This window comes from Ensifer sp. WSM1721 (assembly GCF_000513895.2).
In the GTDB taxonomy this organism is placed as follows: domain Bacteria; phylum Pseudomonadota; class Alphaproteobacteria; order Rhizobiales; family Rhizobiaceae; genus Sinorhizobium.
In genome coordinates this window covers 622,900-635,760 of record NZ_CP165783.1, presented here as the reverse complement: position 1 = coordinate 635,760, position 12,861 = coordinate 622,900, and the positions used below count along the sequence as shown (strand labels likewise).

Below are 12,861 nucleotides of genomic sequence, written 5' to 3'. Positions count from 1 at the left end.
GCTCTCCTTGTGCGCGTCGCGATTTCTGGTATGTATACGCGTATACGCAAACGAACGAGCAAGCAAGATGTCGGTTGCTGAACAATTGAAATCGGAAATCCTCAAAGGCGTACTTCCGCCCGGGACCTGGCTATCTCAAACCGACCTGGCTGCACGATTTGGGGTGAGCCGCATCCCGGTGCGAGACGCGTTGCAGCAACTTGCCTCGGAAAGATTGGTCGCCCTCGTGCCAGGCAAAGGGGCGCAGGTGATCGAACTCGATCGGGACGAGCTCTCGCACGTCTTCGATTTAAGAATTCTCTTGGAAGGCGACCTGCTGCGGCATGCGATGGCGTCGGTCACCGAGGCGCATTATGCCGAGGTCAGGTACGCTCTTCAAAAATCAGCTCTTGAAGCTGGCAGATCGGGATGGATCGAAGGTGACTGGCTCTTCCATTCGACGCTATACGCGCCCGCGGGTCGTCACCGACAGGTTGCGATGGTCGAGGAATTGCGCAGAAATTGCATCATGTATTCGGTGCAGTACGACAAGCTGATCGATGAAACGCCATCCTGGCTTGACGACCACGAGAAGATTACCTGCGCATACATTGAAAAACGGGCTGATGATGCCGTGAATTTGCTAAAGGACCACATCGAACGGGCAAGGAAGTGTTTGCTTGAAGCGCAAACCGGGTGAGCGTCCACACGAGCGTGGCCTTTGCCGGCCGGGCCGACCCAGGTTACGGCGATAATTCATGAGCACTCAAAGGAGCCCGGCATGGTGGAGTTTCTTCCTGTGGCCTCAGTCGTTCCTCATGAACGTCATCTTCCAACGGTGAAGGTTCGTGTTCCGCGCAACTCGACGAAATTGCACCATGGAACACTGTCTATCGGCGAATGGACGGTCCCTTGTGTTGTCGGGCGCGGTGGATTGATCGTGGCCTCACTGAAGCGGGAGGGCGATGGCTGCACTCCCATCGGCGTATTTCCGCTTCGGTACGGTTTATTCAATTCCAGCCGGTGGACGCCTCCGTCCTCCGGATTGTCGTTCCCGCTCGTTCCTATGACTGACGAAATGGTTTGGGAAGAGGACGCCGAGAGCCCGACTTACAATCGCCTCACGATTACTCCCGGGGGCGCTCCGGACGCAGAGCGCATCAACAGGATACGGTCGGAGCTCCCGTTCGATATCGTCGTGCCGATTGGTTACAATGACGCCAGCGTGGAGCCGTATCGGGGAAGCGCGCTTTTCATTCACGCTGCCAAAGCCGACATGTCGGGAACTGCGGGATGCGTCGCGGTCCGGGAAAGCGATCTGCAACGCCTTGTTTCCCGGCTCGTGCCGGGCATGATCATCGACATCGATTTCGACGAACCAACGGATAAGCAGCCGTCTCAGCCGGGCCCGATCGAGATATACCAATTCAGAGGCCTGCGGCCGGGACCGCGCCTTCTCGTTTTGGGTGCGGTGCATGGCAATGAAATATGCGGCCCCCAGGCAATCCGGGCAATTATCGCCGAATGCACAGGACGTAAGCTGAAGATTGAGCGCGGGTTGGTAACCTTTGTTCCCGTCGTGAACCTGAAAGCGTTCTTGAAAGGCGAGCGCGAAGGGGATCGCAATTTCAACCGAGACCTGCGCGAAGTAACCGTACCGAAGCAGTATGAAGACTACGTCGCGAACCAGATTTGCGCAATGATGCGGGAGCACGACGTCCTTTTGGACCTGCACTCGTTTCGATCTCAGGGATCTCCTTTCGTGTTTGTCGGGCCGCGAGACCACGATAGCCTGATCGAACCATTCGCGCGCGCTGCTGAAGAGGAAGCATTTGCTTCCGTATTAGGACCAGATCTGATCCTCCACGGTTGGCTTTCCACCAATGTGAACGCCTTGATGGCAGGAACTGGCCGTGCAGAGTGGAGCCATGGCGGGTTGACACTCTCGCTGTCGTCCGGTGTGGGGACGACAGAATACATGCGGTTTGCCGGTGGCTATGGCGTCACTCTCGAATGTGGTTCGCACTTGGATTCACAAGCGCCCGTCATCGCAGCGAACGCCATACGCCGGGCCCTTGCCGCCTTGAAACTCATCGATGCGCCTTTTCCGGAACGGACCGTCAAGTGGGCGATCGAGCTTGTAGATGTGATATTTGCCGAGGATCCTGATGATCGCTTGGCTAAGGCATGGAAAACCGGCGATCAGGTCGGCGCAGGCGACATCATAGCCCACAGAGCGTCCGGTGAAGAGATTAATGCACCGGACGCCGGATACATCATATTTCCAGATTCAGCACCGGAGCCAGGGAAAGAATTATTCTATTTTGGTAGGATGAGTAGCAGATTTTCATAAAGTCCTGCCGGCAGGCACAAGGCTGTTGCGGCTTTTGCCCTTGTTCAGTTCGGCGGTCGTGGTCTTGCGAAGCTGCTCGTCGTGGATCCAGTCGAGGGTGCCTGTCATGCATGCCGATCAGTGCATCACTCGCCCCACCAACCGTGAAAATGGTGTACGGGTCCCCGTCCCTCCCCAACCTTCAACCCGCCGCCCGCGGAGAGCGCGGCGTGCAAATAGGCTTTGGCGATGGTGACCGCTTCGCCCAAGGGCCGCCCCAGCGCGAGTCCGGCCGCGATCGCGGCGGAAAGCGTGCAACCGGTGCCGTGGTCGTTGCGAGTGTTGATCCGAGGTGCAGGAAGGCGGACAACGGCCCCCCCGTCGAAGAATAGATCGGTGGCCTCGCCGTTCTTCCGGTGCCCGCCCTTGATAAGCACAGCATGCGCGCCAGCCCTAATGATAGCTTCCGCCTGCCGAGCCATCTCCGTTTCATCCTCGGCAACGGAGCGCCCCGTGATCAGCGCCGCTTCGGGCAGGTTGGGCGTGGCGACGAGGGCCAGCGGCAACAGTTCCTCCATCAGCGCGGCAACCGCATCCGGCCGAAGCAGGGGGTCGCCCGAGGTCGCGACCATGACGGGATCGACGACAGCTCGCTTGTCGAAGCGCCGTAATCCGTTGGCGATGGTAGTGATCGTCTCCTGGCGCGAGACCATGCCTATCTTAACGGCGCCCACGTCGAGATCGGAAAGTACCGCATCGATCTGCGCCGCGACGACGTTTGGTGAAACATCTTCGACCGCGCTGACGCCTTTCGTGTTCTGGGCGGTGATCGCGGTGATGACGCTGGCGCCGTAGACGCCGAGCGCCGAGAAGGTCTTGAGGTCCGCCTGGATGCCTGCTCCACCGCCAGAGTCCGATCCGGCGATGGTGAGAGCGATCGGCGTCTTGCTTACGCTTGGGAAAGGGGGAACAGACGTCATAATCGACCTCCTTGACGGCACATCACGGAGATCCAGGCAGAAGCGAAGAAGTGGCTAGTTTGGCCGGACACGGCCTCCTTCCGTTCCTACGCCGGCATGACCCGGATCAGGTTCAAGGGTCCGGCTCACCGCCGTCTCAGCACCGCCCGGTGCACCCCTCGGAATGCAAGAATGTATGGTCGGCGTCGCCGCGATGTCAACGTGCGGAACCCGTCGGTCCTCGGGCTCCGACTCGCTCGGAGATTGCAGTCGCGCCTTTCTTGAGGATATATTTCCCGGAATTCGATAGACCGCAATGCAGCCATTTCCCTTATCGTTTACGATCGCGCGTTTCCTCCTCGAAAACTGCCACGATTGCGCTATCCTTAGCCGAATTTTTGCGACCAGAAAGGAGCAAGCCATGGGCCTCCGCATAAACGACACAGCACCCGATTTCACCGCCGAGACGACGCAGGGCACGATCAATTTCCATGAGTGGATCGGCGATGGCTGGGCTGTACTCTTTTCCCACCCGAAGAATTTCACGCCTGTCTGCACCACCGAGCTCGGCGCCATGGCCGGGATCGAAGGCGAGTTCCGCAAGCGCGGCGTCAAGATCATCGGCATCTCCGTCGATCCGGTCGAAAGCCACGCCAAATGGAAGAACGACATCAAGACTGCAACGGGCTTTGACGTCGAATATCCGCTGATCGGCGACCGCGATCTGAAGGTGGCCAAGCTTTACGACATGCTGCCGGCCGGCGCCGGCGACACCTCCGAGGGCCGTACACCCGCCGATAACGCTACCGTGCGTTCCGTCTACGTCATCGGTCCCGACAAGAAGATCAAGCTGATCCTCACCTATCCGATGACGACGGGCCGTAACTTCAACGAAATCCTGCGGGCGATCGACTCGATCCAGCTCACCGCCAAGCATCAGGTGGCGACACCGGCCAATTGGCAGCAGGGCGAGGATGTCATAATCACGGCTGCCGTGTCCAACGAGGACGCAATCCAACGCTTCGGCTCGTTCGACACCGTTCTTCCCTATCTCAGGAAGACCAAGCAGCCGACGGCCTGAGGGCGGCTTGGCTCGCAAGCCACTGCATGTTTTTTAAATCGCACCCGATTTAAGGACAAAAACATGCAGCTATTCGAAGTGCTACAGCGTCCTCTGTGCGTCTGAAAAGACGCACGGCGTCGTAGGTCAGAGACGCGCGAAATCTTTGAGATTTTGCGCGTCTCTGGCGTGCGTTCTTAAAGTATCGCGCAAACCGGCGGGCGTTGCGCTAGCCGGCTTTCATAGCCGCCATGATCTCGGCCAGGACGCCATGCAGGGCATCGCGATAGCCATTGCGTGCCGAGGGCCCGCTTTCGTCTGAAGTCATCACGACGGTCAGCCTCAGCGACGGCACGATGTAGAGCATCTGGCCGCCATAGCCCCAGGCGTAATAGACATCATCGCCGCCGATGCGACGCATGAACCAGCCATAACCATAGCCATCGCCGGTGAAGCGGGAGGCCGTGCGTGGCTGCCAGGAAAGATCGACCCAGTCGGTCGGGACGATCTGCTGCCCATCCTCAGTCCGGCCGCGGTTCCGATAGAGCTCGCCGAAGGCGAGCAGCGACCGCGCACTCATCGCCATCTGATTGCCGCCGAGATAGATGCCTTGCGGATCGCGGTCCCAAGCACCGATCCTGAACCCCTCGACCGGGCCGAGCCACTCGCGCGCAAGCGCCAGGGTCGACTTGCCGCTGATTTTCGTCAGGATCGCCGAAAGCAGGTGCGTGGAGGCCGTCGAATAAAGCATCCGCCCGCCCGGCTCGTCGTCGAAAGGCTGCGCAAGGGCGAAACGAACCCAGTTGCGGCTCGAAACCCAGCGACCGTAGTTCGGTCCTGACATCCGCCCCAACCCCGCCTGCATCGATAGCAGATTGCCGACGGTAATTTCATTGATGCGCGGATCGGCCGACGAAGGCAGATCGTCCTTCAGGAGTGGTGCGATCTTCTGCTCCGGGCCATCAAGCAGGCCCTTGTCGATCGCAATTCCGACGAGCGCGGAGACGATCGATTTCGATGCCGACTTGATGTTGGTTGATTCGGACGGCGTGTGGCCGCGATAGCCCTCTTCGGCTACCGTCCTGCCGTCCTGTGCGACGATGATGGTTTTCAGCGATTTGAGGTCGTCCCTGCCGGCGAGGCTCTCCAGCAGGAGGGACACGTTGGGTCGCTCCTGCGCGCCGACAAGCGGCAGGACGGCGAAGAAGGACAGGAGAGCGACGATCAGCCTCATGCCATCGACCTAGGGCGAATGGCCGGCCAAGTCATCAACCACATGCAACGCTCACGACGATGTGAAGCTCGCTCGTTGCGGTTGATCCCCGCGTGCGGTCGTCCTCAGCTCGAACGTGCCGCAACCCAGTTGTGCCAGTCCTCCTCGCCGCCGTTGAAGACATTGAGGTCGACCCTGCCATCGACGCCGTGCGAGAGGCCGGAGCCGGAATATTGCCAGAAGAGCCATTTGCGGCCGGGGTAGACTTTTGACGGGTGGGCGGCCACGGAGCGCAGCCAGAAGGGATGATTCGGGAACGCCCCTTTCAGGTTGTCGCGGTAGAAATCCGGGGCGGTATAGATGATCGGGCGTTGGCCGTAATGCCGCTCCAGTTTGTCCATGAAGACCTGCATCTTCTCCCGCACCCGCTCAGGCGACGGCCGCCTCTTGCAGCTCGATTCGCCGTTCCATTCGACGTCGATGACCGGCGGCAGCGCGTCCGCTTCCCGCGGCACGTTGCGGATGAACCAGTCGGCCTGCTCGCCGGCGGTGCGGCACCAGTAGAAGAAGTGGTAGGCACCCCGCTTCAGCCCGGCTGCCTGCGCCCTTCGCCAGTTCTTCTTGAACATGGGATCAAGATGATCGCCGCCATCGGTCGCCTTGATATAGGCAAAGTTGGCGCCCTGCGTCCTGAGCTTCACCCAATCAATGTCACCCTGCCAGCGCGAGACGTCGACGCCGTGGACGGCGAGCTTGCGGGGGGACCTTTTGCCGAAATTGATCGGCTTAGCGTCGCGGAAGCGGTGGCTGTAAATGCGTGCGCGGCCGCCTTGCGGCGCCCTCTCGATCGCGGGATTGTCGGGGGCAAGCATGGCGATCGGCCGCTCAGACGGCACGGGCATGCCTGCGGCTCGTTCTGCCGGCATGAAGGCCTGCGGCTCCGGGGGAGGCCCTGCCCAGGCCAACGCCTCCTGCGGCGGAGCGGATTGCACATCGCCGGCGACGATATTCGTGGAAGGCACGGGGCTTGCCGGCCGGACGACCGAACTCGTCGTCTCTCGCGACGGCCGCTGGGCGCGATCCCGACTGCCCCCGAATCCACAGGCAGACAGAGCCACACAGGCGAGGAAGATTGCAGAAACACTCGATAGACGACGCATAGGAACCCGCACGCGAAACAAATGACGGCGAGGTTCGGCGCCGTCAGGACCCACTGACGTGACTTGCTAACGGGAAATTACCAAGAAAGATTGAATCCAATCTTTACGGATGACGCTGCCGGGTGCGCGGAGGAGAAATTAGCTACGAGCGTCCGTCCGCCACCGAGATAGTGCCGGTGATATTCGGGAAAAACAAAAGCGCCCGCTCAAGAGGATGCGGGCGCTTCAACAGATCTGAGCTATATCGTAGCGGGGGCTTTAGCGGCCAACGGCAGCCCGGGCAACACGATGGATATCGGCGCGATCGATGCCGAGGTCGTGTAGTTCGCGGGTCGACATGCGGCCCAGTTCGGCAACCGTCTGACGATACCTGCGCCAGTTGTTGAAAGAGCGTGCTACGTTCATTTTGATCCCCTTTCTTGGGCTGTTCGAGCCTGGCTGCCAATCTGCGGCGCCTCGCTCGCTTCGATGAGCAGGATATAATGCAGACCCTTCGCAGACTGCAGCGCTGAGACTTCAGCGCTCCCATGCGTCAGATGCATGGGTGCGACGGTGTCTTGCCGAGTGCAAGATCCAGTCTCGAGCCGTCTTTGCGGCTATTTGCGCGCGAAGCTGAAGGTGAAGTGGCTGCCGCGATGGTAATCGATCGCGTAGATAACGGGCATGCCGGAGGGACTGTAGCAGGTTTCGCGGATAAGCAGTGCCGGTCCGAAATCCCTCAGATCATGTCGCTCGACCACCTCTTCCGGCAGCATTACCGCCGAGACGGTCGCTGCGGACATGCGCGGCCGATGCTTGTATTTATCGAGCAGCTCCAGCAGCGAACCGCTCCAATCGATATCGTAAAGCCGCGAGGGGATAATGCTGCGCGGTATGTAGTCGACGGAGTAGAGGATCGGTTCGTCCTCCTGCAGCCGCAGCCGCTCAAGGCGGATGACCCGCTCGCCTCGCCCAAGCCGCAATTGTTCGGCCGTGGCCGCATCGGGCATCTCCTCGGCGATCGACAGCACCTTGCTGACCGTCTCATAGCCGTAGTGTCGCGTCATATCGGTGACGCTTTCGAATACGGTGATCGGTCGATCCACCTGGACGGCCGACATCGGGGAAACAAACCTGCCCCGGCCGTGCTCGACATAAATGATTCCATCCTGCTCGAGCAGTTTCAGCGCCTCGCGCAACGCCGGTCGTGAGATCTTGAAGCGTTGCGTAAGCTGGGCCTCGGTCGGCAGCTTGTCGCCTGGATTGAGCCCTTCGTCGCGGATCAGGTCGGCAATACGGTCGCGAAGCTGGATCACCAGAGTGCGCGTGTCGCGAAGGGGCTCGTCCAATTTCCTCTCTCCGAATGAAAGCAGATGAAATTCTTCTTGTCTGACAAATCCAGACAGGTCAAGGCTTCGCCAACTGCCGTGCAGGCCGCAATCCGTTTCGGGCATCACCTTATCCGGATTGCGCAAGATATCTCCCTTGACACACATGGGCATTGTTGTCAGTTGTCTTACAACATTGCTGCGCAACGAGCGGGCAATTGCAGCGCCAATCGAGAGAAAACCATGCTGAACTTTGACGAACAGAGATTCCTTCGTATCCAGTCGGGCGCGGTCGCCCTCAGACAGCGCCTGGACGAAGTCATTGCGTCCTGCCTTGAAAAGGGCGCGGAGAACATCTTCTTTCTCGGAACCGGCGGCGCCGCCATTCTGATGCAGCCTGCGGCCCAACTGCTGCAGCGCCAGTCGCGCTTCCCCGTCTTCATCGACCTGCCCGCGGAACTTGTCGTCACCGGATCGGCAAACCTCACGGCGAAGTCGATCGTCGTCATCCCCTCCCTTTCCGGCACGACGAAGGAGAGCGTAGCTTTCCTCGCCAAGGCGAAGGAGGTTGGCGCAACCGTGCTGACGCTGGTCGGGCATGAAGAAACCCCGCTCGGCAAAGGTGGCGATCACGCTTTCGTCAATTTCGCCGAGGACGACACGTCCTGCGAGTCCTTCTACTTGCAATCGCTCTTCATCGCGCTTTCGATCATGCGCCATCGCGGGGAAATCGAGAACTACGACCAGGTCGTCCGCGAGCTCGAGGCGCTTCCGCGACTCCTGCTCGAGGTGAAGCGCAGCTACGAGAAAAAGGCCGAGGACTTCGCCAGAATCCTTGCCGGCTCGGATTATCATATCATCACCGGCGCAGGGAATGTCTGGCCCGAGGCCTTCTATTACGGCATGTGCATTCTCGAAGAAATGCAATGGATCCGCACCCGTCCCGTCCACGCCTCCGATTTCTTCCACGGTACGCTGGAGCTCGTCGAGAAGGACGTCAGCGTGGTTCTCTTCAAGGGCGAGGACAGCCTGCGGCCGCTCGCCGATCGCCTAGAGAATTTCGCTCGTAACTACACCGACAAGCTGACGGTGCTCGACACCGCGGAATTTGCCCTGCCCGGCATTTCCCCTGAGGTGCGCGGTTCCGTCTCGCCGATCGTTCTTGCCACCGTGCTCGAACGCATCAGCGCGCATCTCGAAGTCATGCGCAATCATCCGCTGACGACGCGGCGCTACTACAAGCGCGTTGCATACTGACAGGACAGACGGCAAAGCATGAAGGCCGCGGAACGCCCCCTCGCGTCCGCGGGCTCGTCACCACGCCCGGAGACAGTCATGGCCTCTTTCCGTTTCGCCGCCGTCGGCGACAATTGCATCGATCGCTTCCTCCCTCCCCCGACACGATCCTACGTCGGCGGTAATGCGATCAATGTCGCCGTTCAACTCGCGCGGCTCGGCCATCAGGCCTTCTACTTCGGCGCCATAGGCCGCGATGACGACGGCGCAAAGGTCCGCGGCGGACTGCGTGACAATGGTGTGCATGTCAACTACTTGCGCGAGCGCGACGGCAATACCGCCTATACCAACATCGACGTCACGCCCGCGGGCGACCGGATTTTCGTTTACGAGGATTTCGGGGTCTGTGCAGGATACCGGCCGGAGCCAGCCGATTTCGAGGCGCTGAAAACGATGGACCATGTGCACATCGGCTGGCTCGACGACGGCGGCGCGCTCCGTCGAGCGCTTTCGATGGCAGGCGTCCGCGTCTCGCAGGATGTCTCGGTGAATGCCGCTGCCGCCAATGTCGGCGTCGAGGGGCTATCGATCGCCTTCGGCTCGGCCGGCGAGGACGACTCCAGGGCCGAACACCTTATCCATGATTTTCTGACCGGCGGCGCGCGCCTCGCCGTAGTGACGCGCGGCGGCCGCGGCTCGCTTGCAAGCGATGGCGCGACATGCGCCGCGGCCGGCATCCGGCCGGTGCAGGTGGTCGACACGACCGGCGCCGGCGACAGTTTCATCGCCGGTTTCATAGCCGCCCATATTGCGGGTCGGCCGCTCGCCGAAAGCCTGCACGCCGGGCGCGATCTGGCGGCACTGACCTGCACCCATATTGGCGGGTTTCCGCAGGATCCGCAGCCGATCTGACGTACCGGCTAAACCCCCGCCTCGCTAGGCGCTGGAGGCGTACAGGGGCCGCGCGGCTCGCTGCTCGGCCGCGCGGCTTTCCGTCAATGCAGCAACTGGCTCAGAAACAGACTGGCGCGCTCCGTCTTCGGGCGCGCGAAGAATTCTTCCGGCTCGCCCTCTTCGACGATGCGGCCGCGGTCCATGAAGATCACCCGGTCCGCCACCTGACGTGCAAAACCCATCTCGTGCGTCACGCAGATCATGGTCATGCCATCATTCGCCAGCGCCACCATCGTGTCGAGCACTTCCTTGACCATTTCCGGATCGAGGGCGGATGTCGGCTCGTCGAAGAGCATGACCTTTGGGTTCATGCAGAGCGCCCTGGCGATCGCAACCCGCTGCTGCTGACCGCCCGAAAGCTGGCCCGGATATTTGTTCGCCTGCTCCGGAATGCGCACCCGGCCGAGATAGTGCATGGCGATCTCGATCGCTTGCTTGCGCGGCATCTTCTTCACCCACATCGGCGCGAGGATGCAATTCTCGAGGATGGTCAGGTGCGGAAACAAGTTGAACTGCTGAAAGACCATGCCGACCTCACGCCGGACGGCGTCCACCTTGCGCTCGTCCTCGCCCAGTTCGACGCCGCCGACGGTGATGTCGCCCTGCTCGTGCGCCTCGAGGCGGTTGATGCAGCGGATCAACGTCGACTTTCCCGAGCCTGACGGGCCGCAAATGACCACCTTCTCACGCGGCGCGATCAAGAGGTTGATGTCGTCGAGCGCGTGATAGCGGCCGTACCACTTGTGGACACCGCGCAGCGCGATCTCCGAGGTGGCCATGTCGATCGAAGTGGGCATTCTTACCTCCAGAATTTTATTTCAGGACGAGCCATGCGGAGAGCACGATGACGAGGGCGCCGATAATCGTGTGCAGCTCGATCGGAGCGGAAAATAGGAGAGCCCCATAGAGGCCGCCCCAGATGATCTGACTGTATTGGAACGGCGCCACGACCGATGCATTGCCGACGCGAAAGGCGCGCACCAGGAGGAAATGGCCGCCCAGCAGCAAGAGACCGGCCGCGCCGGCGCCTAGAAGATCGGTTGCCGTCGCCGCCTCTAGCCCGCCGCTGATCATGGAGGCGCTCAAGGCGGTGGCGGCAAGCACCACGAGCAACGTCGCGACCAGAGCCAGGTCGCTCTCGCTCGCCTTCGCGCGCCGCAAGAGAACAAGGGAAAGAGCAAAGGCGAGAGCCGAGGCCGCAGCCGCGGCATGGCCGAGATTGAGCGGCGCAATTCCCGGCCGGAGCGCAATGGCAACGCCGGCGAAACCGATCATCACTCCGCTCCAGGCCAGCGGCGACAATCTTTCGCCAAGCAGCACAAAGGCGAGTATCGCCACCAGAAGCGGCGTTAGGAACGCCAGCAGGTAGGCTTCGGCGAGCGGCAGCATCGAAAACGCGTAATGGATGAGCAGCGTATCGACGGCAAGCAGGAGCGCGCGTATGAGGGCCAAACGCGGGTGGCGCGGCAGGAACGATCCGATGTTGCCGGTTGCGCCGGCATAAACGCCAAGGAGCACTAGGGCCGCAATCGTGATCATGAAAGTCACCTGCGGCACCTGAAAGCGCTCCGCCATCAGCTTCACCAGCACATCGGCGCCGGAGAACACCGCGAAGGCCATGAAGCCTAGCGTGGCGGCACGTAGGTTCCGCCGCATGCCGGCCCTTGCCGGCGCGATTTTCGCATCAGCGGACATTGAAGCGTCCGAACCGGGCTTCGATGCGGGATTGCAGGAATTCCAGCCCGACCGAAAGGATCCAGTAGATCATCGAGGCGGTGATCAGCATTTCGATGTGACGGAATTCGGTCTGCCCTTGCGTGCGGGCGAGATACATGAGCTCCCAGACGCCAACGACGGAAACGAGCGAGGAGTCCTTCAGCATCGCGATGAACTGGTTGCCGGTCGGCGGGATGATGACGCGCATCGCCTGTGGCAGGATCACAAGCCCCATCGTCTGACTCGGACTCAAGCCGAGCGCGGTCGCCCCTTCCGTCTGCCCCCGCGGAATGCTCTCTATGCCCGCGCGGAAAATCTCCGTCATGTAGGCGCCGTAACAGAGCGAAAGAGCGAGGATGCCCGCCGGAACCGCACTGATCACATAGCCGACCTGCGGCAGCCCGAGATAGATGATGTAGATCTGCATCAAGAGCGGCAGGCCGCGGAAGAGGGAAGTATAGAAGGTCGCAAGTCCGTAGATGACGCCGTTCTTGGAAAGCTTCGCGATCGCCCCGACAAGCGCGATGACGGTCGCGACCGCAATCGAGATCACCGAGATATAGAGTGTCGTTACCACGCCCTGCGAGATCAGAAAGCCGACCTTTTTCGCAATGAAAGCAAAGGAAAGATCGAAGGAATAGAAAAACAGCATCAGGAGCACGAAAAGCTCTATCCAGACGCCGACTACCTGGAAGCTGCGCGGCAGTTGCCGCAGCGCCTTCCAGTTCACGGCCGCGATCGAGGCGATCATCATCGCGCCGATCAGCCTTGCAAGTGCAGGGTTGGCGGCGAGCCAGTCCGATGCCGTCGGCAGCACGTGCCCGATCCAGGCCGGGCTCACCCCGAGTCCGTAGATTGCGAGAGTGATGAGCGCGAGGATGACGAAAACCCCCGTGCGTCGCGCGGTATCCGGATAAGTCAGTATCAGGCGACCAATCATTCGTT

The 12,861-nt window shown here is 60.9% G+C and carries 14 protein-coding genes and 1 riboswitch; of the genes, 5 read left to right on the top strand and 9 right to left on the bottom strand.

Annotated features, from left to right (window positions below; translation table 11 throughout):
• The first annotated feature begins 67 nt into the window (after nucleotides 1–67).
• Entirely contained in the window at nucleotides 68–679 is a 612-nt protein-coding gene (locus tag M728_RS20570) for a GntR family transcriptional regulator (protein ID WP_026619893.1), read from the top strand.
• 81 nt (nucleotides 680–760) lie between these two features.
• Nucleotides 761–2,332: a succinylglutamate desuccinylase/aspartoacylase family protein gene (locus M728_RS20565; protein WP_084044357.1), complete on the top strand. Its 1,572-nt coding sequence runs from the start codon at nucleotides 761–763 to the stop codon at nucleotides 2,330–2,332.
• Here M728_RS20565 and M728_RS20560 read toward each other — a convergent pair.
• Both M728_RS20560 and thiD read right to left on the bottom strand, forming a co-directional pair.
• Nucleotides 2,327–2,440: a Tn3 family transposase gene (locus tag M728_RS20560; protein WP_245269678.1), complete on the bottom strand. Its 114-nt coding sequence runs from the start codon at nucleotides 2,438–2,440 to the stop codon at nucleotides 2,327–2,329. The two genes, M728_RS20565 and M728_RS20560, sit on opposite strands and share 6 nt — an antisense overlap.
• A gap of 17 nt (nucleotides 2,441–2,457) precedes the next feature.
• A complete protein-coding gene (gene thiD / locus M728_RS20555) occupies nucleotides 2,458–3,291 on the bottom strand; it encodes a bifunctional hydroxymethylpyrimidine kinase/phosphomethylpyrimidine kinase (RefSeq protein ID WP_051440855.1) in 834 nt (277 codons plus the stop codon).
• Between the two features lie 66 nt (nucleotides 3,292–3,357).
• A riboswitch (TPP riboswitch) is annotated at nucleotides 3,358–3,460 on the bottom strand.
• A gap of 231 nt (nucleotides 3,461–3,691) precedes the next feature.
• On the opposite strand from thiD, the gene M728_RS20550 reads away from it, so the two are divergent.
• Nucleotides 3,692–4,351 (top strand): peroxiredoxin, encoded by a 660-nt coding sequence (locus tag M728_RS20550; RefSeq protein ID WP_026615134.1) that lies wholly within the window; start codon nucleotides 3,692–3,694, stop codon nucleotides 4,349–4,351.
• Between the two features lie 208 nt (nucleotides 4,352–4,559).
• Here the strand turns inward: M728_RS20550 and M728_RS20545 are convergent, their stop codons facing one another.
• From M728_RS20545 to M728_RS20530, 4 genes are all read right to left on the bottom strand, one after another.
• Complete coding sequence (locus M728_RS20545; protein WP_034883256.1) at nucleotides 4,560–5,564, bottom strand: serine hydrolase; 1,005 nt, start codon at nucleotides 5,562–5,564, stop codon at nucleotides 4,560–4,562.
• A gap of 104 nt (nucleotides 5,565–5,668) precedes the next feature.
• Nucleotides 5,669–6,703, bottom strand: a complete 1,035-nt coding sequence (locus tag M728_RS20540) for a GH25 family lysozyme (RefSeq protein ID WP_026619897.1) — start codon at nucleotides 6,701–6,703, stop codon at nucleotides 5,669–5,671.
• Nucleotides 6,704–6,961: 258 nt separating this feature from the next.
• Nucleotides 6,962–7,108, bottom strand: coding sequence for a DUF1127 domain-containing protein (locus M728_RS20535; RefSeq protein WP_084044359.1), 147 nt, complete (start codon nucleotides 7,106–7,108; stop codon nucleotides 6,962–6,964).
• 191 nt (nucleotides 7,109–7,299) lie between these two features.
• Complete coding sequence (locus M728_RS20530; RefSeq protein ID WP_026619898.1) at nucleotides 7,300–8,031, bottom strand: GntR family transcriptional regulator; 732 nt, start codon at nucleotides 8,029–8,031, stop codon at nucleotides 7,300–7,302.
• Between the two features lie 222 nt (nucleotides 8,032–8,253).
• Here M728_RS20530 and M728_RS20525 point away from each other — a divergent pair, with 222 nt between their 5' ends.
• Nucleotides 8,254–9,267 carry an SIS domain-containing protein gene (locus tag M728_RS20525; protein WP_026619899.1) on the top strand — a complete coding sequence of 338 codons (1,014 nt, stop codon included), beginning with the start codon at nucleotides 8,254–8,256 and terminating at the stop codon, nucleotides 9,265–9,267.
• Nucleotides 9,268–9,345: 78 nt separating this feature from the next.
• Nucleotides 9,346–10,158 carry a PfkB family carbohydrate kinase gene (locus M728_RS20520; RefSeq protein ID WP_026619900.1) on the top strand — a complete coding sequence of 271 codons (813 nt, stop codon included), beginning with the start codon at nucleotides 9,346–9,348 and terminating at the stop codon, nucleotides 10,156–10,158.
• 83 nt (nucleotides 10,159–10,241) lie between these two features.
• On the opposite strand, the gene M728_RS20515 is transcribed toward M728_RS20520, so the two are convergent.
• Genes M728_RS20515 through M728_RS20505 form a run of 3 tightly spaced genes read right to left on the bottom strand, consistent with a single transcriptional unit; the run spans nucleotide 10,242 to nucleotide 12,856 of the window.
• Nucleotides 10,242–10,997, bottom strand: coding sequence for an amino acid ABC transporter ATP-binding protein (locus M728_RS20515; protein WP_051440856.1), 756 nt, complete (start codon nucleotides 10,995–10,997; stop codon nucleotides 10,242–10,244).
• A gap of 16 nt (nucleotides 10,998–11,013) precedes the next feature.
• Nucleotides 11,014–11,895: a DMT family transporter gene (locus tag M728_RS20510; protein WP_026619902.1), complete on the bottom strand. Its 882-nt coding sequence runs from the start codon at nucleotides 11,893–11,895 to the stop codon at nucleotides 11,014–11,016.
• Nucleotides 11,885–12,856 carry an amino acid ABC transporter permease gene (locus M728_RS20505; RefSeq protein WP_026619903.1) on the bottom strand — a complete coding sequence of 324 codons (972 nt, stop codon included), beginning with the start codon at nucleotides 12,854–12,856 and terminating at the stop codon, nucleotides 11,885–11,887. The genes M728_RS20510 and M728_RS20505 overlap by 11 nt, the downstream gene beginning before the upstream one ends.
• Nucleotides 12,857–12,861 lie beyond the last annotated feature (5 nt).

What these genes read in the sequence shown, in the direction of transcription:
- M728_RS20570 (WP_026619893.1), top strand. Translation starts at nt 68, where the DNA reads ATGTCGGTTGCTGAACAATTGAAATCGGAAATCCTCAAAGGCGTACTT.
- M728_RS20565 (WP_084044357.1), top strand. Translation starts at nt 761, where the DNA reads ATGGTGGAGTTTCTTCCTGTGGCCTCAGTCGTTCCTCATGAACGTCAT.
- M728_RS20560 (WP_245269678.1), bottom strand. Translation starts at nt 2,440, where the DNA reads ATGACAGGCACCCTCGACTGGATCCACGACGAGCAGCTTCGCAAGACC.
- thiD (WP_051440855.1), bottom strand. Translation starts at nt 3,291, where the DNA reads ATGACGTCTGTTCCCCCTTTCCCAAGCGTAAGCAAGACGCCGATCGCT.
- M728_RS20550 (WP_026615134.1), top strand. Translation starts at nt 3,692, where the DNA reads ATGGGCCTCCGCATAAACGACACAGCACCCGATTTCACCGCCGAGACG.
- M728_RS20545 (WP_034883256.1), bottom strand. Translation starts at nt 5,564, where the DNA reads ATGAGGCTGATCGTCGCTCTCCTGTCCTTCTTCGCCGTCCTGCCGCTT.
- M728_RS20540 (WP_026619897.1), bottom strand. Translation starts at nt 6,703, where the DNA reads ATGCGTCGTCTATCGAGTGTTTCTGCAATCTTCCTCGCCTGTGTGGCT.
- M728_RS20535 (WP_084044359.1), bottom strand. Translation starts at nt 7,108, where the DNA reads ATGAACGTAGCACGCTCTTTCAACAACTGGCGCAGGTATCGTCAGACG.
- M728_RS20525 (WP_026619899.1), top strand. Translation starts at nt 8,254, where the DNA reads ATGCTGAACTTTGACGAACAGAGATTCCTTCGTATCCAGTCGGGCGCG.
- M728_RS20520 (WP_026619900.1), top strand. Translation starts at nt 9,346, where the DNA reads ATGGCCTCTTTCCGTTTCGCCGCCGTCGGCGACAATTGCATCGATCGC.
- M728_RS20515 (WP_051440856.1), bottom strand. Translation starts at nt 10,997, where the DNA reads ATGCCCACTTCGATCGACATGGCCACCTCGGAGATCGCGCTGCGCGGT.
- M728_RS20510 (WP_026619902.1), bottom strand. Translation starts at nt 11,895, where the DNA reads ATGTCCGCTGATGCGAAAATCGCGCCGGCAAGGGCCGGCATGCGGCGG.
- M728_RS20505 (WP_026619903.1), bottom strand. Translation starts at nt 12,856, where the DNA reads ATGATTGGTCGCCTGATACTGACTTATCCGGATACCGCGCGACGCACG.